General features: G+C 73.5%; 19 protein-coding genes. 13 read left to right on the top strand and 6 right to left on the bottom strand.

Annotation, left to right across the window (positions count from 1 at the left end; genetic code table 11):
* The first annotated feature begins 60 nt into the window (after positions 1 to 60).
* The 6 genes from ACZ501_RS12120 to ACZ501_RS12145 all read left to right on the top strand — a co-directional run bounded on the left by ACZ501_RS12120 (position 61) and on the right by ACZ501_RS12145 (position 7,950).
* Complete coding sequence (locus tag ACZ501_RS12120; RefSeq protein ID WP_361611313.1) at positions 61 to 2,406, top strand: Orn/Lys/Arg family decarboxylase; 2,346 nt, start codon at positions 61 to 63, stop codon at positions 2,404 to 2,406.
* A 292-nt stretch (positions 2,407 to 2,698) separates the two neighbouring features.
* Positions 2,699 to 3,727, top strand: a complete 1,029-nt coding sequence (gene galT / locus ACZ501_RS12125) for a galactose-1-phosphate uridylyltransferase (RefSeq protein ID WP_362463803.1) — start codon at positions 2,699 to 2,701, stop codon at positions 3,725 to 3,727.
* Positions 3,724 to 4,884: a galactokinase gene (gene galK, locus ACZ501_RS12130; protein WP_468794523.1), complete on the top strand. Its 1,161-nt coding sequence runs from the start codon at positions 3,724 to 3,726 to the stop codon at positions 4,882 to 4,884. The genes galT and galK overlap by 4 nt, the downstream gene beginning before the upstream one ends.
* A 103-nt stretch (positions 4,885 to 4,987) precedes the next feature.
* Positions 4,988 to 5,377, top strand: coding sequence for a hypothetical protein (locus ACZ501_RS12135; RefSeq protein ID WP_468794526.1), 390 nt, complete (start codon positions 4,988 to 4,990; stop codon positions 5,375 to 5,377).
* Positions 5,378 to 5,560: 183 nt separating this feature from the next.
* The gene (locus ACZ501_RS12140) at positions 5,561 to 6,391 is read left to right on the top strand and encodes a ribonuclease BN (protein WP_468795484.1); all 831 of its coding nucleotides are present in this window, start codon (positions 5,561 to 5,563) and stop codon (positions 6,389 to 6,391) included.
* A 191-nt stretch (positions 6,392 to 6,582) separates the two neighbouring features.
* The gene (locus ACZ501_RS12145) at positions 6,583 to 7,950 is read left to right on the top strand and encodes a (2,3-dihydroxybenzoyl)adenylate synthase (protein ID WP_468794529.1); all 1,368 of its coding nucleotides are present in this window, start codon (positions 6,583 to 6,585) and stop codon (positions 7,948 to 7,950) included.
* 135 nt (positions 7,951 to 8,085) lie between these two features.
* On the opposite strand, the gene ACZ501_RS12150 is transcribed toward ACZ501_RS12145, so the two are convergent.
* A complete protein-coding gene (locus tag ACZ501_RS12150; protein WP_468794532.1) occupies positions 8,086 to 8,301 on the bottom strand; it encodes a hypothetical protein in 216 nt (71 codons plus the stop codon).
* 95 nt (positions 8,302 to 8,396) lie between these two features.
* Between ACZ501_RS12150 and ACZ501_RS12155 the strand changes: the two genes are divergently transcribed.
* Entirely contained in the window at positions 8,397 to 8,648 is a 252-nt protein-coding gene (locus tag ACZ501_RS12155; RefSeq protein ID WP_468795487.1) for a TetR-like C-terminal domain-containing protein, read from the top strand.
* Here the strand turns inward: ACZ501_RS12155 and ACZ501_RS12160 are convergent.
* Positions 8,629 to 9,615: an aldo/keto reductase gene (locus ACZ501_RS12160; RefSeq protein ID WP_361609904.1), complete on the bottom strand. Its 987-nt coding sequence runs from the start codon at positions 9,613 to 9,615 to the stop codon at positions 8,629 to 8,631. The two genes, ACZ501_RS12155 and ACZ501_RS12160, sit on opposite strands and share 20 nt — an antisense overlap.
* A 491-nt stretch (positions 9,616 to 10,106) precedes the next feature.
* Here ACZ501_RS12160 and ACZ501_RS12165 point away from each other — a divergent pair, with 491 nt between their 5' ends.
* Positions 10,107 to 10,610 (top strand): hypothetical protein, encoded by a 504-nt coding sequence (locus ACZ501_RS12165; protein ID WP_468794535.1) that lies wholly within the window; start codon positions 10,107 to 10,109, stop codon positions 10,608 to 10,610.
* Between the two features lie 372 nt (positions 10,611 to 10,982).
* Here the strand turns inward: ACZ501_RS12165 and ACZ501_RS12170 are convergent, their stop codons facing one another.
* The gene (locus tag ACZ501_RS12170; protein WP_468794538.1) at positions 10,983 to 11,435 is read right to left on the bottom strand and encodes a hypothetical protein; all 453 of its coding nucleotides are present in this window, start codon (positions 11,433 to 11,435) and stop codon (positions 10,983 to 10,985) included.
* 108 nt (positions 11,436 to 11,543) lie between these two features.
* On the bottom strand, positions 11,544 to 12,776 hold the full coding sequence (locus tag ACZ501_RS12175; protein ID WP_468794541.1) for a hypothetical protein: 1,233 nt from the start codon (positions 12,774 to 12,776) through the stop codon (positions 11,544 to 11,546).
* A gap of 455 nt (positions 12,777 to 13,231) precedes the next feature.
* Between ACZ501_RS12175 and ACZ501_RS12180 the strand changes: the two genes are divergently transcribed.
* The 3 genes from ACZ501_RS12180 (at position 13,232) to ACZ501_RS12190 (ending at position 15,479) form a co-directional block, all read left to right on the top strand.
* Complete coding sequence (locus ACZ501_RS12180) at positions 13,232 to 13,489, top strand: hypothetical protein (protein ID WP_468794544.1); 258 nt, start codon at positions 13,232 to 13,234, stop codon at positions 13,487 to 13,489.
* A gap of 343 nt (positions 13,490 to 13,832) precedes the next feature.
* The gene (locus tag ACZ501_RS12185; protein ID WP_468794547.1) at positions 13,833 to 14,840 is read left to right on the top strand and encodes a LacI family DNA-binding transcriptional regulator; all 1,008 of its coding nucleotides are present in this window, start codon (positions 13,833 to 13,835) and stop codon (positions 14,838 to 14,840) included.
* Positions 14,841 to 15,044: 204 nt separating this feature from the next.
* Positions 15,045 to 15,479: a hypothetical protein gene (locus ACZ501_RS12190; protein ID WP_468794550.1), complete on the top strand. Its 435-nt coding sequence runs from the start codon at positions 15,045 to 15,047 to the stop codon at positions 15,477 to 15,479.
* On the opposite strand, the gene ACZ501_RS12195 is transcribed toward ACZ501_RS12190, so the two are convergent.
* Both ACZ501_RS12195 and ACZ501_RS12200 read right to left on the bottom strand, forming a co-directional pair.
* Entirely contained in the window at positions 15,467 to 15,847 is a 381-nt protein-coding gene (locus ACZ501_RS12195; RefSeq protein ID WP_468794553.1) for a hypothetical protein, read from the bottom strand. The genes ACZ501_RS12190 and ACZ501_RS12195 overlap by 13 nt on opposite strands.
* Before the next feature lie 47 nt (positions 15,848 to 15,894).
* The gene (locus ACZ501_RS12200; protein ID WP_468794556.1) at positions 15,895 to 16,839 is read right to left on the bottom strand and encodes an alpha/beta hydrolase fold domain-containing protein; all 945 of its coding nucleotides are present in this window, start codon (positions 16,837 to 16,839) and stop codon (positions 15,895 to 15,897) included.
* Positions 16,840 to 17,086: 247 nt separating this feature from the next.
* On the opposite strand from ACZ501_RS12200, the gene ACZ501_RS12205 reads away from it, so the two are divergent.
* Both ACZ501_RS12205 and ACZ501_RS12210 read left to right on the top strand, forming a co-directional pair.
* Positions 17,087 to 17,410: a putative quinol monooxygenase gene (locus tag ACZ501_RS12205; protein WP_361610627.1), complete on the top strand. Its 324-nt coding sequence runs from the start codon at positions 17,087 to 17,089 to the stop codon at positions 17,408 to 17,410.
* A gap of 44 nt (positions 17,411 to 17,454) precedes the next feature.
* Positions 17,455 to 18,192: a class I SAM-dependent methyltransferase gene (locus tag ACZ501_RS12210; protein WP_468794559.1), complete on the top strand. Its 738-nt coding sequence runs from the start codon at positions 17,455 to 17,457 to the stop codon at positions 18,190 to 18,192.
* The last annotated feature ends 164 nt before the right edge of the window (positions 18,193 to 18,356 follow it).

The following is an 18,356-nucleotide window of genomic DNA, read 5'->3' on the forward strand; positions in this document are numbered from 1 at the left end:
GGCCGGGAGACTGGGGCCCGGTGCGGGCTGCTGCACCCGTGAGCACGTGGAGCGGAACACATGACGAACGGCACGGTCCTGCTGGCGCTGCGGGAGAACCCGATGGGCGGCGGTGTCAGCTCCGAGCAGCTGCGGCGCATCGGCAAGGAACTGGAGAACCAGGGTCTCGAGCTGCGCTGGGCGCCGAGTGCGCGGGACGCGCGCGCCGCCCTGCACACCGAAGCCTCCCTCGCGGCGGCCGTGGTCTCCTGGGACCTGCCCCGGACGGCGGGCGGCGCGAGCGAGGAGGGCGGCGGGGGCGAGGTACTGCGCTCCGTCGAGCGCCGCTTCAAGGACCTGCCGGTCTTCCTGGTGATGGCGGACGAGTCCGACCAGGACCTGGAGCGGCTGCCGTTGTGGGTTTCGGAGACGGTGGTCGGCTACATCTGGCCGCTGGAGGACACGCCGTCCTTCATCGCCGGCCGGGTCGCCACGGCCGCCCGCGGCTACCACCGGGACCTGCTGCCGCCGTTCTTCAAGGCCCTGCGCCGGTTCGACGACTCCCACGAGTACTCCTGGCACACCCCCGCGCACTCCGGCGGCGTCGCCTTCCTCAAGTCCCCGGCCGGGCGGGCGTTCTTCGATTACTACGGGGAGCGGCTGTTCCGCACCGACCTGTCGATCTCCGTCGGGGAGCTCGGGTCGCTCTTCGAACACAGCGGCCCGATCGGAGAGGCCGAGCGCAACGCCGCCCGGGTCTTCGGCTCCGACCGCACGTACTTCGTCCTGCACGGCGACTCCACCGCGGACCGGATGGTCGGCCACTACAGCGTGACGACCGACGAGATCGCGCTCGTGGACCGCAACTGCCACAAGTCGGTGCTGCACGGGCTCGTGATCTCCGGGGCCCGCCCCGTCTACCTGGTGCCGACCCGCAACGGCTTCGGGCTCGCCGGGCCCCTGCCGCCCGCCGTGACCGAAGCGGCGGCGGTGGCGGCGAGGATCGCCGCGAACCCGCTGACGGCCGGCGCGCTCTCGCCCCGCGCCCAGTACGCGGTGGTGACCAACTCCACGTACGACGGCCTGTGTTACGACACGGTGGCGGCGGCGCGGGCCCTCGCGCCGAGCACGCCGCGGCTGCACTTCGACGAGGCCTGGTTCGCGTACGCCCGTTTCCACCCGCTCTACGCCGGCCGCTACGGGATGGCCGTCGGACCGGAGTCCTTCCCCGACGAGCGGCCCGGGGCGGAGCGGCCGACGGTCTTCGCGACGCAGTCCACGCACAAGCTGCTGGCCGCCCTCTCCCAGTGCGCGATGGTGCACGTGAAGTCGGCGCCGCGGGCCCCGGTCGAACACGAGCGGTTCAACGAGGCGTTCATGATGCACGGCACCACCTCGCCGCTGTACCCGGCGATCGCCTCCCTGGACGTGGCCACGGCCATGATGGACGGTCCGCAGGGCGAGTGGCTGATCGACGAGGCGGTGACGGAGGCGATCCGGTTCCGCCAGGCCGTGGTCCGCACCGGGCGCCGCATCGCCGCCGCCGGCGACCGGCCGGACTGGTTCTTCGGGGTATGGCAGCCCGAGGAGGTGACCGATCCGGCGACCGGGGAGCGCCTGGCGTTCGCCGACGCACCGCCGGCGCTGCTGAGCCGCGAGCCGTCCTGCTGGCACCTGGAGCCGGGCGCCGACTGGCACGGCTTCGCCGGCCTGGGCGAGGGCTACTGCCTGCTCGACCCCGTCAAGGTCACGCTGACCTGCCCGGGGGTGACGGCCACCGGTGAGACCGGGGAGTGGGGCATCCCCGCCCGCGTCCTCACCGCCTACCTGGCGGCGCGCGGGATCGTCGTGGAGAAGACCGACAGCTACACCACGCTGGTCCTCTTCTCGATGGGGATCACCAAGGGCAAGTGGGGCACCCTCATGGACGCCCTGATGGACTTCAAGGCCCTGTACGACGAGGACGCCCCGCTGGAGCGGGTCCTTCCCGAGCTGACCGGGCGGTTCCCGCTCCGGTACGGCCGCACCACGCTCGGCGCCCTGTGCCGGCAGATGCACGAACACCTCACGCGGGCCGAGCTGATCACCTCCCTCGACGCGGCCTTCCGGGAGCTCCCCGAGCCGGTGGCCCCGCCGCGCCACTGCTACCAGCAGCTGATCCGGGGCGGCACCGAGCGCGTACGGCTGGCCGAGGCGGCCGGGCGGGTGGCGGCGGCGATGGTGACGGTGACCCCGCCGGGGATCCCCGTCCTGATGCCCGGGGAGTCCACCGGCGCTCCGGACGGGCCGCTGATGCGGTACCTGCGCGCCCTGGAGGCCTTCGACCGGGAGTTCCCCGGCTTCCACAGCGAGGCCCACGGCGTGACGGTGGATCCGGCGAACGGCGACTACCTGATCGAGTGCGTCCGCGCGGCCGACGGGGAGTGAGGGACGCGGCGCGGGCCGCCGGGGCGTGACGGACGCGGCGCGGTCCGCCGGGGCGTGACGGACGCGGCGCGGTCCGCCGGGGCGTGACGGACGCGGCGCGGGCCGCCGGGGTTCCGTCCGGCCCGGCGGGCCGGCCGGCATCCCGGGGGTGGTCCGTCCCCCGGACGGCCGTATCATCGAGCCCACGCCGGGCCGGTCCGGGACGGGGCCGCGGCGGGCCCGCCCGCCGGGGAGCGGCCGCCCGACCGCCGCCCGCGAACTCCACGACCCCGACAGAGGCGAGGACGCGTACGTGCACAGGACCGTCACCGAGCTCGCGGACGGCCGCGAACTCATCTACTACGACAGCGCCCCCGGCCGGGACCGCGCGGCGAAGGACCAGCGGCCGCTGGAGCGCGTCGAGAGCACCCCCGAGCTGCGCCGGGATCCCGCCACCGGCGACTGGGTCACCATCGCCGCGCACCGGCAGTCCCGCACCTACCACCCGCCCGCCGACGCGTGCCCGCTCTGTCCGTCCCGGGACGGGCGGCTGAGCGAGATCCCGGCCGCCGACTACGAGGTGGCCGTGTTCGAGAACCGTTTCCCCTCCCTCTCCGGCGACTGCGGCCGCTGCGAGGTGGTGTGCTTCACCCCCGACCACGACGCCGGCTTCGCCGACCTCGGCCCCGAGCGGGCCCGGCTGGTGCTGGACACCTGGACCGACCGGACCGCCGAACTCTCCGCCCGCCCGGGCGTCCGGCAGGTGTACTGCTTCGAGAACCGGGGCGCCGAGATCGGCGTCACCCTCCCCCACCCGCACGGCCAGGTCTACGCCTTCTCCCACCCCACCCCGCGCACCGCCAAGCACCTTGCCGCCGCGGCCGCCCACCGCGCCTCGACCGGCCGCAACCTCTTCGAGGACCTGCTCGCCGAGGCCCGCGCGGCCACCGAACGCGTGGTCCTCGCCGGGGAGCACTGGACGGCCTTCGTCCCGTACGCCGCGCGCTGGCCGTACGAGGTCCACCTCCACCCGCACCGCAGGGTCCCGGACCTGACGCGGCTCACCGAGGCGGAACGCGCCGAGTTCCCCGGGCTGTACCTCGACCTGCTGCGCCGTTTCGACCGGCTCTTCGGGCTGTCCGCGCCCACCCCCTACATCTCCGCCTGGCACCAGGCACCGCTGACCGGCGGCGGGGAACTCGCGCTCCACCTGGAGCTGTTCACGGTCCGGCGGACCGCCGACAAGCTCAAGTACACCGCCGGGACCGAGGCCGGCATGGACGCCTTCATGAACGACGTGGCCCCGGAGACGGCGGCCCGGCGCCTGCGGGAGGCCCGGTGACGCCCGACGCCGCGCTGAACGCCGTGTGCGAGGACTTCCGGCGGATCCACGGCCGTGCCCCGGCCGGGGTGTGGGCCGCCCCGGGCCGGGTCAACCTGATCGGTGAACACACCGACTACAACGACGGCTTCGCCCTGCCGATGGCCCTGCCGCAGACCACCATCCTCGCCGCCCGCCGCCGGGACGACGGCCTGCTGCGGCTGCACAGCGCCCAGGGCGACGGCCGGGTCACCGAGCTGGCCGTGGCGGACCTCGCCCCCGGCGGGGCCGGCGGCTGGACCCGCTACCCCGCCGGGGTGGTCTGGGCGCTGCGCGAGCGGGGCCTGGCCGTCGGCGGCGCCGACCTGCACCTGGACAGCTCGGTGCCCGCCGGCGCCGGGCTGTCCTCCTCCGCCGCGCTGGAGTGCGCGGTGGCCCTCGCGTACGACGGGCTGTACGGGCTGCGGCTGTCCGGCCCTGAGCTGGCGCGGGTGGCGCAGTACGCGGAGAACGCCTTCGCGGGCGTGCCCTGCGGGGTGATGGACCAGATGGCCTCGCTGTGCTGCGCGGAGGGCAGCGCCCTGCACCTCGACAGCCGCAGCCTGGAGGTCCGCCAGGTCCCCTTCGACCTCACCGGGCACGGCCTGTCGCTGCTGGTCCTCGACACCGGGGTCGCGCACGACCTCGGGGACGGGGCCTACGCCTCCCTGCGGGACGGGTGCGAGCGGGCGGCGCGGCTGCTGGGTCTGCCGGCCCTGCGGGACCTCTCCGAGGGGGAGCTGCCCGGCGCTCTGGCCGAGCTGCCCGCCGGGCTCGTACCGCTGGTGCGGCACGTGGTCACCGAGAACGCCCGGGTCGGCCGGGCCGTCAGCCGCCTGACGGCCGGCGAGCCGGAGGCGCTGGGTGCGCTGCTGACCGCGGGGCACGCCTCGCTCCGGGACGACTACCGGGTCTCCTGCCCGGAGACCGACCTCGCGGTGGACGCCGCCGTCGCCGCGGGCGCCCTCGGCGCCCGGATGACCGGCGGCGGATTCGGCGGCTCCGTGATCGCCCTGGTCCCGGCCGGCCAGGCGGCGTCCGTGGCCCTGGCCGTGACGAGGGCGTTCGCGGCGGCCGACTTCGCCGCCCCGGCCGTGCTGGAGGCCGTACCCTCGGCGGGCGCCCGCAGGATCGCCTGAGCCGGACCGGGCGCGGCCGGGCGTGAAGAGGGCGTTCCTACTCGGGTGGAACTGAGTACCGGCGCTCTGCCGGGGCGGCCGGGCGGGACGGAACACTGGGGCCATGAGCAACGGAACGCACAGACCCGTGTCCGAACTGACGGCGACCCTGGTGCTGGCCGCGGTGGCGATGGGCGCCTGGGCCGCCTGGCTGGGCTGGGACCAGCACCGTGACGTGCAGCCCGACGGGTCCACGACCGGCCCCTACCAGGCATGGCAGGTGATCGGGCTCGGGCTGACCCTGCTGGCACCGGTGTACTGGGCGGCTTCGCGGCAGTACGTCATGGCCGCGGTGCTCGGCACCAGCGCCGGGCTGGGCGCGGCCTCCCTGCTGGACTGGTCGGACGACGGGAGCGGACTCTACGTGATCGGCGTGGGCATGGTCACGGTCGGGAGCCTGCTGGTGACCGGCGCCCTCTCCCTCGCGGTCTCCGCCTGGAAGCGCAGGGCCTGACCCCCGCCGGGGCGCGCGGCGGTGGAGCCCCCGTCCGGGACGTTCTACGGTGGGAGGAACAGCGGCTGGAGCGGCCATGCGCCTCACACCACTCCCCGCGGCCCGGTCCCGCCCGGCGAGCGAATGCGCCCCGGCGGGATGACCCGGCCCCGGGAGCCCCGGCGGCTGTCGGTCGCCGGGCGGATGGCGAGCGCGTACCGCCGGGCGCGGGCCGGCGGCCTCTGGGCCCGTGTTCGCGGACTGGACCTGTGGCAGCGCTCGCTCGGCTTCGCGGCCCTCGGGTTCCTGACGCTGGTGCCGCTGCTGGTCGTGGTGTCCGCGGCGGGTGCCGTCGGCGGGCAGGGGTTCGCCCAGTGGCTGGGGGACGGGCTGGGCGTCTCGGCGAGCGCCCGGCTGGAGATCGAGCGGCTCTTCGCCCTGCCCGGCCAGGCATGGCGGACCACGACGGCGTTCGGCCTGGCGCTGCTCGCGGTGTTCGGCCTGTCCTTCGGCACCGTGCTGCAGAGCGGGTACGAGAGGATCTGGGACCTGAGCCCGGCCCGCTGGTCCGCCAAGTGGCGGCACGTCCTGTGGCTCGGCGCGCTGATCGGGGTCCTGTACCTGTGGGCGTTCCCGCCTCCGTGGCACGACTCCCCGGTGCGCGGCTTCGTCACGTTCGTGACCGGCACGCTGTTCTTCTGGTGGTCCCAGCGGCTGCTGCTCGCCGGCCGGGTCTCCTGGCCCGCGCTGCTCCCGGGAGCGCTGGCCACCATGGTGGGCCTGCTCGGGCTGCGGGTCTTCTCCCGGTTCGTCTTCTCACCGCTGATCGCCTCCAGTGCCGTCTCGTACGGCCCGTTCGGGACGGTGCTGGTGATCCAGTCCTGGCTGCTGGGCGTCGGCGTGGTGGTGTTCGCCGGCGCGCTCGCCGGCCGCCTGGTCCATGACGAGCTGGTACGCCGGGTGGCGGCGGAACCGGTACGCCGGTCCGCCCGGCTGCCGGGCGAGGGGCCGGGCGAGGGGCCGGGCGACCCGTAGGTCCCGGGCCTGCGGGTGCTGCCGGCCGGTGGCGCGCATTGGATCTTCCGCCGAGGGCCCGCAGGCCCGGTGGTGGGGAAAGCGCATTGCGTACCGGTGTGCTGACGGAATGGAATGCCGAGGTCAGGGCCGTCACCGCGCACCACGACCCGCACGGCTTCCGGCCCGGGAGCCTGCACGGAAGGAACCGCATGGCATCGATGCTCGACGGCTGCACGCCCTGGCCCGAGGCCTTCGTCGACCGCTACTGGGCGGCCGGGCACTGGAGCGGCTACACCCTGGACAACCTGCTGCGCGGCTGGGCCCTGCAGTACGGGCCGCGGACCGCGCTCGTCCACGGCGGCACCCGTATCACGTACGCGCAGCTGAACCGGCGCGTGGACCGTATGGCCGCCGGATTCCGGCTGCGCGGCCTGCGGCCCGGGATGCGGGCCGTCGTCCAGTTGCCGAACGTCCCCGAGTTCGTGACCACCTCGTTCGCGCTGATGCGCGCCGGGGTGGTACCCGCGTTCTGCCCGATCACGCACCCCGCGTCCGAGGTGCCGGAGCTCGTAAGGGTGACCCAGGCCGTCGGCTACGTCGCTCCCGCGGTGTACGGGGGCTTCGACCACACGGCCATGGCCGCGGACATCGCGGCCCGATGGCCCTTCCTGCGGCGGGTGTTCACCTTCGAGGCGCCGGGCACCTCCTCCCCGTACGGCGGTATGACGACCGACCCGTCGAACTGCCAGTACGCGCCGCTGGGTTCCATCGACGCCGCGCCCGAGCCGGGGCCGGCGCCGAGCTCCGGCCAGGTGGCCTTCTTCCTGCTCTCCGGCGGTGCGACCGAGGGGCCGGGGCTCGTCCCGCGCACCCACGACGACTACGCCTGCCAGGTGCGGGCCGCCGCCGAGCTGGTGTCGCTCACCGAGGACGACGTGTACCTGGCCGCGCTGCCCGCCGGCTCCGACTTCGCCCTCGGCTGCCCTGGGATCATCGGGACCCTCTCCGTCGGCGGGACCGTCGTCCTGGCCGACGGCCCGGACCCTTCCGCATGCCTGCCGCTGATCGAGCGGGAGCGGGTCACCGTGGCGTCGCTGATGCCCGCTGCCGCCGAGCTCTGGCTCGACGCACTCGCCACGGGCCGGGCCGACGCGGGCAGTCTGCGTCTCGTCCAGCTCTGCGGCGCGTCCCAGGACCGGGCGACCGCCGAGCGGATGCGCGCCGCGTGGGGCGGCCGCGTGCAGCGGGTTTTCGGCATGCCCGAGGGACTGCTCACCCTGACCCGGCCCGCCGATCCGGACGAGACCGTGCTCACCACGCAGGGCCGCCCGCTGTCCCCCGACGACGAGATCCGCATCGTCGGAGCCGACGGCCGGGACGTGCCCGCCGGGGAGTCCGGCGAACTCCTCGCCCGCGGTCCGCACACCGTCCGGGGCTACTACCGGGCGCCCGAGGACAACGCGCGCTCCTTCACCGCCGACGGCTACTTCCGCACCGGCTACCGGGCACGGCGCACCCCGGACGGCAACCTGACGGTGACCGGCCGCCTCGGGGACCCCCGGCAGGAGGCGGGCTGACCGCCCGGTCCTCAGTAGCCGACCGTGAAGCGGCGCTGGACGAAGCGGCGCAGCTCCGCGTCGTCGACGAGGCGCCGGTCCGGAAGCGGCCGGTGCGCTCTCCGGGGGCGATGTCCATCGCGGGGCTGAAGTAGGTCAGAGCCGGTTCGAGGTGCGCAGGACGTTCAGGGCGTCCCCGGCGCCGCGCACGGCGGCCGCGTACTCCCTCGGCAGGCCGAGCGGATCCAGGGTGCCGAACAGGTGCTGGTCGGAGTCCGCCACCACGATGCCGGGCTCGACCTCCATGCTGCCGGCGAGCAGCGCCCGCGCGGCGGTGGCGTACACGGTGGGGTCGGCGACGGACCGCCGCACGGTGTCCGCAGGCGGACGCCGTGGACGAAGCCCCGCTCCTGGGCACGGTCCGTCCCGCGTTCCCCGGCCCTCCCCCCGCGGCCGTGGCACTCGCCATGCGCCTCTGGGGGCGGCTGCACGGCCTGGTGACCCTGGAGATCTACGGGCACCTGCGCACCCGGACCGCCAGCCCGGACCAGCTCGTCCGCGAGGAGCTCGACGACCTCGTCCGTCCGGTCCCTGAGCCTCCCGGCCGGCGGCCGGGACCGGAACGGCTGACAGCCCGTCGGGGGCTCGCCGACGCGCCGTCCGGCCCCGCTTCGGCGCGCCGGTGCCCCGGCGGCCGACTCACTTGTCGACGAACGTGAGGCTGGCCGCGTCGTACCGGGTGCCCGCGACCTGCTCCGCCGGGGCGGCGGCCTCGATGGCGGCGAGGTCCTCGGGGGACAGCTCGACGGCCAGGGCCCCGAGGTTCTCCTCCAGGTAGCGCAGGCGGCGCGTCCCGGGGATCGGCACGACGTCGGCGCCCCGGTGCTGGACCCAGGCCAGCGCGAGCTGGCCGGTGGTGATGCCCTTCGCCGCGGCCAGCTTGTCCAGTTCGGCCACGATCGCCAGGTTCCGTTCGAGGTTGCCGTCGGCGAAACGCGGCTGGGTGCGCCGGATGTCGGTCTCGGCCAGACCCTCCACCGAGCTGTACCGGCCCGTCAGGAAGCCGCGGCCCAGCGGGGAGAACGGCACCAGGCCGATGCCCAGTTCACGGCAGACCGGGACGGTCCGCGCCTCCAGGTCGCGGGTCCACAGCGACCACTCGCTCTGCAGCGCGGCAATCGGGTGGACCGCGTGCGCCCGCCGGATGGTGTCGGCGCCGGCCTCGGACAGGCCGAGGTGGCGGACCATTCCGGCCTGAACGAGTTCGGCCATGGCGCCGACGGTCTCCTCGATCGGCACCCGCGGGTCGACCCGGTGCTGGTAGTAGAGGTCGATGTGGTCGACCCCCAGCCGGCGCAGCGACGCCTCGCACGCCTGGCGCACGTAGGCGGCGTCACCGCGGATCAGGGTGGGCTCGCCCAAGCGGTTGGCGAAGCCGAACTTCGTCGCCAGCACCACCTCGTCGCGGCGCCCCGCGACGGCCCGGCCGATCAACTCCTCGTTGTGGCCGAATCCGTAGAAGTCGGCGGTGTCCAGGAGGGTCACCCCGAGGTCGAGCGCGCGGTGCAGGGTCTCGATCGACTGTGCGTCGTCCGAGGTGCCGTAGCCGTGGCTCATGCCCATGCAACCGAGACCCTGCGCGGAAACCTCCAGGGCTCCCAGGTGCCGGGGGGAAACGTCACTCATGCTGCTGCCTCCTGCTCGCGGAACATCATCTGCCCGGGACGCTAGGTGTTGGAGTGCGCTCCATGTCAACCGCGGGACCGCACCGGCACAGCAAGAAGGCCCCGGTCTCCGTGAGGAGGCCGGGGCCTTGATCGAGCGCTGGGCAGGCCTTGCACCTGCATCCCCCCACGGGAAGTGGGGTGTCTTTCCTTGGACCACCAACGCCGGTCCCACCTCCGCGTTCCGCGGCGGCGAGCTCGAGATCAACTATAGCCCACGGATCCCGGGCTCGATACGTACGCCCCGGCGGCGAGGGCGGAAGCGGCCGTGGCCGTACTCGTCTCAGGGACTCCGGCTGCGGGCCGGCTGCTCCGCGAACCGCCAGGTGACGTTGATCGTCCCCTGGCCGAGGTGGGCGAGTGCCTCGAACACAACGGGCGTCAGGTCCAGGCCGTACCTCCACGCGGTCGGGCTGGCGTCAAGGACCGTCGCGACGACGAACGGAGGTCTCCATGACGACGGTGGAGTTGTGGGAGCTGGGTGTACGGGCCCGGGCAAAGGTGGACGCGGAATCCCCGGCCCGCAAGAAGGTGCTGGTGATGTTCGCCGGCGAGTGCCCTTCGGGGCCGACGGAGAACATGGACGAAATCACTCACTGGAGGGTCGTCTTCAACGAGGACATCGCTCCCGTCCCCGACCGTCCCCGCAGCGAGGAGCCTGACCTGGGGTCCTTCGAGGTCACGGACCGCACAGACACGGGGGAGCTCGGCGATGTCGTCTTTCACGAGGAGCCGTTCCTGGAGAACGCGCCCCTGACGGACGTGGTCGCCATGTCACCCGTTGAGGCGTACAAGATCCTGCGGGACGAGGCGGGAGTGACCGACGGGTTCCAGTGGGTCTACCTCCACCACCCCGTCGCCGAGGACCACGTCCAGTACCGCTTCACCTACGACAAGTCCGGCCGCCAGGGGTGGTCCGTCCACGTCGACGACCGCGAGGTCAAGCCCCTCGGCTGACGCTGGGCGGCAGCCCGGGTCATCGACCCGTCGGGGTCGATGACCCGGACGGGACGCAACCGCACCGCCGACCCCTGGAGGGGGGTGGGCGGGCTATGCAGGCACGCTGTCCGATACCAATCGCCAACCCGTCTGCAGCGGTTTGACGAACGGACCCGGCCCGCCGCCGCGACGGGCGCGGAAGGGCAGGGGGGCGTCGCTCCTGGCCCCGAGGCCGGGGACGCATGCCGACGGGCCCGGGGATCGTAGGCCGCTTCCGAGCCCTGTCCGCCCGCTCCCGTCGTCGTCCCCGTCCGCCTCCTCGCCCCTCCGGGCCAGGTGTGACTGGGCGTCGTAGTTGGCCAGTCTGGCCCGCCAGGTGCGCAGCCACGACTAGTGGAACCAAACGACAAGGCGTACGTTCTCGGCCCCGTGGACCTCGCTGAGGATGCGCATGACGCTCCAGACCCGGCCCCAGTCGGTGTCGATCCCTGCGGCTGAGGCGCGGGTCCGTGTGCCTGAGGCGTCGGTCTTCTGCCAGTCCGTGGTGTCCAGCTCGGCCCAGGTCAGCCAGGTGGTCCCGTGCACATCGTGGGGGCCGCCGTACCCAGCGAACGCACCTCGCAGCCCGTCCGAGGCGTCGTCCGGGAAGCCACGATCCTCCGCCAAAGGACGGAAACCGAAGGAGTTCCGGACTCCGAAGAGGCAGGCCAGGCCGTCGTAGGCGTTGCCCCTGTTGAGGAGGAAGAGATCGATGCCGACCTCCCATACGGAGTCCTCGTCGTCGGGGCCCCACAGGCGGGCCCCCGGCCGGCACTCGATCATTCCGCTCACGTCGGTCGACATGGAGCGATCCTGCCTGGGCTGGCCAGGAGCCAGCATCTCCTTTTCGCGCGCCTGCGTACGTTGCCACTACATGCTCAGCCGCAGACGGCGCCCCCGTTACACCACTTTTCAGCTCAGCAGAGGATTCCCCTGAAGGTTCGCTTCCCCGCACGGCCAGGGGCCGTCGGCCAGGGGGCCGAGGGGTGTACGGAAGACCAGGACCTCGTTGTCAAGGGAGACGACAACGCTGCCTTCGTCCAGAAGCAGCGTACGTCCGATGACGGCTCGGCTGTCGTCCATGGCGAACAGCTCGTGTCCGGCGAGGTCCGTGTCCACGGCGAGTAGCTTGCCGTCTCGCCAGAACACTGCGGTTCCCTCGTAGTCCATCGCGGGGTAGGACGTGTAGTAGCCCGTCAGCGCTGGTCCGTCCACGAGGCTGTTGTCCGGTGCGAGCCGCCGGAAGCGTGATCTCGAAGGCAGGTGATTTTCGAGCTCGGGGCCGCCGGGGGTGCCGTTCTTGTCGACGAGCATGGCTCCGTGGCTGGCCCAGCGTGCGGTTTCGGCGCCGTCTCGGCCATAGCGGCCCGTCGTGAACGCGCCATAGCCCTGGGATCCGATCAGGAACTGGCCAGGACCTGCTATCGCCTTTCGGCCTCTGGGAGCGGGAGAGGTGGCCGACACGGTCTCGCCGCTGTCCAGGTCGAGGAAGAACGTCCGTCCGATGCCGCCCCGGGTGTCGGTGAAGCTGGCCGCGATCCGGTCGGCCGACACGAGCAGTGGCTCCCAGTGGTCTACGCCGATCTCCTCCGGGATCCAAGGTCTGCGCGGCCGGGGCTCCCATCCGGTCCGGTCTCCCATTTCCAGCACGCCCGGGAACGACACCGCACCGAGCACGATCGGCCTGGTCCAGAGGCATTCGCCCTCTCGCGTGTACCTGGCCACGCGAGGCTCCGGTGCAGGCGTGGGCCGGCTTCGTTCTCCACGGACCAGGCGGGAAGCGCTGACCCAGGAAATGACGAACCCGTCGTCGAGGAGGACGAACGCCCCGATCTCCTCGTCGGGGCGGCACTCCGGACGGGCGGTGGGCCCAGTGGATCCGTTCGGCAGAACACCTTCCAGGAGCCGGCCGTCGCCATTCGGGTAGGCGATCCATAGCGTGCCCTCCGTGGACAGACGGGATTGCGGCATGCCCGTCCCGCGGTAGGTCCGCTGCCACACCACCTTGCCTGAGAGGTCGACCCTTGTGATCACGGTCACCAGGGGATTCGCACCGTAGCCGGTCACGGTCAGCGGGCCGGAGGGATCGGACGTGGCCACAGCTCGGACCTGGCCCGGCAGGGTGAAGCGCGATGAGAGGGTCATGCGCCGCATCTTCCCGCATGCCTCCGTCCGCAGCGGTTGGGCCCTCTGCACGCCTTCTCGGCCAACTGGAATGCTTCGGAGCCAACTTCGATCCTCACAGCCGGGGCTGGCTGCGGCAGCAGCGCCCCGTCACGGGGGCCCCCGTTCCTTGGCTGAGGCACCTCGCGGATCACCTTGGCCTTCGGCGATAGCGATCTCGCCAACGCGGTGAAGGGCGTTCTGGTACGCCATGGCCTTGCCCGGTTCCTTCTGCCAGGGGCGGATGCTGACGGTGATGGAGTGCAGCAACCCCGGGGGGATTCCGAGATAGGGGGCGGCGGGAGCGGCCGAAGCTTCGACGCTGACACCGGCTACCCGGCCCGCCGACTTGCCGACCAAGACGCCGAATCGCAGCGAGGCCGGGCGCCTCGGCGGGCCGTTCGCCTCGGAAATCGAACATGTGTTTCCCTAGGAGGGTGAGACCACCGTTCCGCTTCCCCGAGGACCTGATCACCCTGCAACAGGCGTGGCAGCAGACCTACGCCGAACTCGCGCAGGCGCCCGCCGGCGCTGGCGTGACCGCGCTGCGGCGCCGTCTGATCACCCTCACGGGCCTCCTGTACACCCACCCCTACTGGACCGCCCCCACCGGCCGGCGGGCCGGCGGAGCCGACCTGCGCCGGGCCGCCCGCGCCCGCCTCCCGGCCCGGGCGAAACCTGATGCCGCAGCATGAGGTGGCAGATCCCACCCCGCGCCCGCAGGCCCTTCCGGCCACCTGGGCACCCGGCCAGACCGACCCCTGGGCACCACGCCACCAGCAGACATGCCGCCGCCCGCCCGTGTGGGTACACCCCGGCACTGCCCGACTTCTCCGGCACGCGGTGTGTGAGGCACCTGGAGGTCCAGTCCATCCCCACGGTCGGAGCGGATGACCACCATCTGCCTGACCTCGTCGCGACGTGGACCAGGGGCTAACTGTCCCGACCATCAGCACAAGGCGAACCCGGGGCTTGATCTTTAACTCGTGTAACGTGGAACGCGCGCACCACCCGGCTACCGAGAGCGATGAGCACTTCATGGCCAACGAGGCATCGGTCCCCGCATCGGCCACCAGCACGGATGTCGCCCGGCTGGCCGGGGTGTCCCGCGCCACCGTCTCCTTCGTGCTCAACGACACCCAGGGCCACCGCGTCAGCGAGGCCACCCGGACCCGGGTGCTGGCCGCTGCCGCGCAGCTCGGCTACGTGCCGAACGCCGCCGCCCGCTCGCTGCGGGCGGGGCGCAGCAATCTGGTGCTGATGCCCGCCTCCGTCTCGGCCGTCGGGCGGCTGGTGAGCGAGTGGGTGGACGATCTGCTCAGCGAGCTCGAGCGGCACGGCTACACCGCCGTCATGCACGCCGGCCGTTTCGCCGATCCGCTGGAAGCCGCCCGCGCCTGGGCCGAGCTGCGGCCGGCGGCGGTGCTCTGCCTCGACGGCGACCGCCTCACGGCCCGGGCGGCCGAGGTGCTGCGCCGGGCCGGTGTGCGCGGGATGCTCGCCTTCGCGTCGCAGCCCGTGGCCGGGGTGACCACCATCGCCTTCGACCAGACCTCCGTCGGCGCCACCGCCGCCGAACACCTCGTCGCCCGGGGCCGGTCCGGCATCGGGGTGGTCATCCCCCGGGAGCGCGGGCTCGACACGCTCGCCAGGCCGCGGCTGGCCGGCGTGGAGCAGGTCGCCGCGCGCCATCCGGTCGCCGTCACGCCGGTAGAGCTGGCGTACACGCGGGAGTCGGCCACGGCGCTGGCCCGGCGGTGGCGGGAGCTGGGCCTGGACGCCGTCTTCGCCTACAACGACGAGTACGCCGCCCTGCTGATGCACGCGCTGATGGCCGAGGGGATCTCCGTACCGGACGAGGTGGCCGTCGTGGGCTGCGACGACCTCGTGCTGTCGGCGCTGCAACGGCCCGCGCTGACCAGCGTCGCCCTGGAGCTGCCCACCGCCGCCTCCGTCGCGGACGCCCTGCACGCGCTCATCGAGGGGCGTACGGCCCCGCAGGTCCGGGGCATCTCGCCGGTCCTGGTGCCCCGGCAGTCCTCCTGAGGCCGTGGGGCCCGGGGAGGTAGGCCCGTACAGGTGCGCCAGGTCTGCGTGTCGGGAGCCGGCCTGAAAGGCGCTCACCGCACCGCTGCGGACGACGACGTGCTCCTGGAGAGGCTGCATGCACTCGCGTGGGGCTCGGAGAGTGCGCCCACCTCTCGCGGGTGTCTCCCGGATCAGCCGTTCCCGCCTCTCACGAACACGGAAGTGGACCTTGCTGAACGCAGCATCGGGTATCCCCTGCCCGGATTGCTCCGCCGCATCTACACGGAGATCGGCGACGGGGGATTCGGGCCGGAAGGCGGCCTTGCGTCGCTGACGCCGCGCCGTGTTCCACATTGGCATCTGCCTGACTGGCATTGCGCGACGACCATCCACGCCGAGCGAGCGGGGATGGGGCCGTCGGCATCGTGGCTCTTCTTGACGGGCGGCGGCTGCACGATGGAGTGGTACGTCTCGCTGATAGCGGTTGACCACCCGGTGCTGCTCTGGGATGCCGACGGCTGGGAACCGGACTGGGGTCAGGACCCTCACGATGGCCTGCGATATGCGGCGCCATCGCTGCGCCAGTGGCTGTGGACCTGGACAGACGGCGGCAACGTCTGGGACGAAGCGCCTGCACCACCCGTTCAGGGGTCGTGAGCCCAGCGGCCGGGCTGCCGTGTCGCGAGCCGGCCCTGCTCCCGCGCGAGCACGGACAGGAAGGTGTGCCACACCAGCAGCACGGCCCCCGCCCCGGCCGCGGCGCTCGCGGCGGTGTCGCTGAGCCGGTGCGCCTGGAGCCGGGCGCACCACCAGCGCTGCCTGCGGGCCGCCGGCACCAGCAGCAGGAAGGCCAGCAGGACCAGCGGTACGGCACCCGCCGGCCCGCCGAACCAGTCGAGGAACGCCGCCGCGGCGGCCGGCACGGCCCGGTGCGGGTCCCCCATCCGGTCGCGCCGGCCGTCGTCCAGGCCCTGGAACGGCGGGTCGGCGGCGTCGGCGCGGACGACGGCCGCCAGCAGGGCCACCCGGTCAGCAGCAGGCCGAGCGGCAGCACGCCCCCGTCACCGCGGCCTCAGGCGCCGAGGTGGTGGGCCAGGAAGGCCACGCTGCGGGCCACGATCGGCGTGACGTCAGGGGCGCCGAGGAAGATGTGGTCGGCGCCCTCCACCGGCTCGAGCCGGCACTCGGCACCGGCCGCCCGCAGCGCCGCGTCCAGGGCCTCGCTCTGGCTGTACGGGACCAGGCCGTCCCGGGTGCCGTGGACCAGCAGGAACGGGGGCGCGCCGACGGCGCCGGCGGCGTACGTCACCGGGCTCGCCGCCCGGGCCAGCGCGAGCCGCTCCTCCTCGGTGCCGCCCAGCAGTGCGTCGTACGGATCGGGGTACTCCCCCGCCCCCGGCGGCATCGGGGGCATGGGGTGCTCCCGCAGGGAGACCAGGTCGGACACGCCGTACCAGTCGACGACGGCCCGTACCGAGGTGTCGCCCGCGCCGACGCCCTCGGCGCCCTCCAGGGTTTCGGCCCCGGGGGTGTCCGGGCCGGTCAGGCCGGCGAGAGCGGCCAGGTGGCCGCCCGCGGACTCGCCCCAGACGGCCATCCGGCCGGGGTCGATGCCGAAGGCGGCGGCGAACGCGCGGACGTAGCGGATGGCGGCCTTGACGTCGTGCAGCTGCGCCGGGAACGGCGCTTCGAGGCTGTGCCGGTAGTCGATCGAGACCAGGGCGAGGCCGGCCGCCAGCACCGTGCCGTGCAGCAGCCCGGCGGGGACGGTCGGCGGCGGGTAGCGCCGGTCGCCCTCCAGCCAGCCGCCGCCGTGGATCCAGACCACGGCCGGCACGGGGCCCTGCGCGGCGGGCACGTGGACGTCCAGCAGCCGGGGGCGGAAGCCCGGCCGGGTCGCGTAGGTGACTCCGTCGAAGCGGCGTACGCCGTCCTCGGCGATCACGGGCGGCACGGGCGTCCGGAAGGGAGGGGGCGGCCAGGTCGTGTCGAGCTCGGCCGGGAGCGATTGCGTCATGTGCGGCCCTTTCGCGCGGGGTGGGAGCGGAGCGGGGACGGCGGGGATCCGACGGTCGGGGGGGCCGGTGCAGACGCCCAGTTACACGTGTAACTAGAGACTGTAGCCAGCCCCGCGCCCCGCTACAAGGGCATCGGCCCGCAGACGTCGACGGGAGCGGGGGCCGCGCCGCCGTGCGCGGTGCGGCCGCCCGCCTCACGCGGGCGGCGACCGGGGCCGGGCCAGGAGACGTGCCTACAATGGCCGGATGATCTTCATTGTGGTGAAATTCGCCGTCAAACCCGCATACGTGGACCAGTGGCCGGAGAAGGTCGCCGAGTTCACCCGCGCCACCCGGGCCGAGCCCGGGAACCTGTGGTTCGAGTGGTCCCGCAGCCTGGAGGAGCCGGACACCTACGTCCTGGTCGAGGCGTTCCAGGACGACGCGGCCGAAGCGCACGTCACCTCCGCCCACTTCGCCGCCGCGCTGGAGACCATGCGCCCCCTGGTCGCCCGTACGCCCGAGATCGTCAGCACCACCATCGAGGGGGCCACGGGCTGGAGCAGGATGGGCGAGCTCCAGATCGACTGACCCGGGCCGCCCGGGTCTCTTGACCGGCCGTCCATCATGGACGTATGACGACCGGATCCCGTGCGCGTTCGTTCAGCTCCGCGGCGGCGCGGTACGCCGACCACCGTCCCTCCTATCCGGCCGCGCTCTTCGACGCCGTCGAGGAGATGGCGGGCTTCCCGCTGGCCGGCGCCCGCGTCGCCGACGTCGGCGCGGGGACGGGGATAGCGAGCGCCCTCCTGCACGGCCGCGGGGCCCGGGTGGTGGCGGTCGAGCGGGGAGAGGGCATGGCCGCCGAGTTCCGCCGCCGCAACCCGGGGATCGCTCTGGTCCGCGGCGACGGCGACCGGCTCCCGCTGGCCGCGGCGAGCGTCGATCTCCTCACGTACGCGCAGTCCTGGCACTGGACGGACCCCGCCCGGTCGGGTCCGGAGGCGCTGCGCGTCCTGCGGCCGGGGGGTGCGCTGGCGGTCTGGTCCAACGACCCGGACACCGGCGTCGAGTGGATCGCCGAGCAGGAGGCGCGCATCGAGAAGCGCTTCGGCCCGGGCTGGTACGCCAACAAGGGCCCCCGGTCGCAGCCCGGCCTGGACTTCGCCACGCGCCGGCTGCGCTGGTCGCGCCGGATCCCCGTCGAGGCGCACCTCGCCAAGCTGTCCACCCACTCGCTCTTCCTGGTGGGCGAACCGGGCACGGACGCCTTCCTCACCGCCGAGCGCGCCGAACTGGCCGCCCTCTTCCCGGACGGCTGGCTCCGGGAGCACTACACGATCGACCTCAGCCTCGCGGTCCGCGCCCCCTAGAGCCGGAGGGCGCTGACGGGCCCGGCGGCTCAGGGTCGCCCCGGGGTCGCTTCGGGGACGGAGTCGGGGTGGTCACCGATGGTCGACATCCCCTGGAGGCAGCAGAGTTGGGGCTGTTCGGAGGCACGGATCGAGCCTCGCAGCGACCATTTCCGGAGCATGCC

Source organism: Streptomyces sp. NPDC034085, assembly GCF_055575555.1.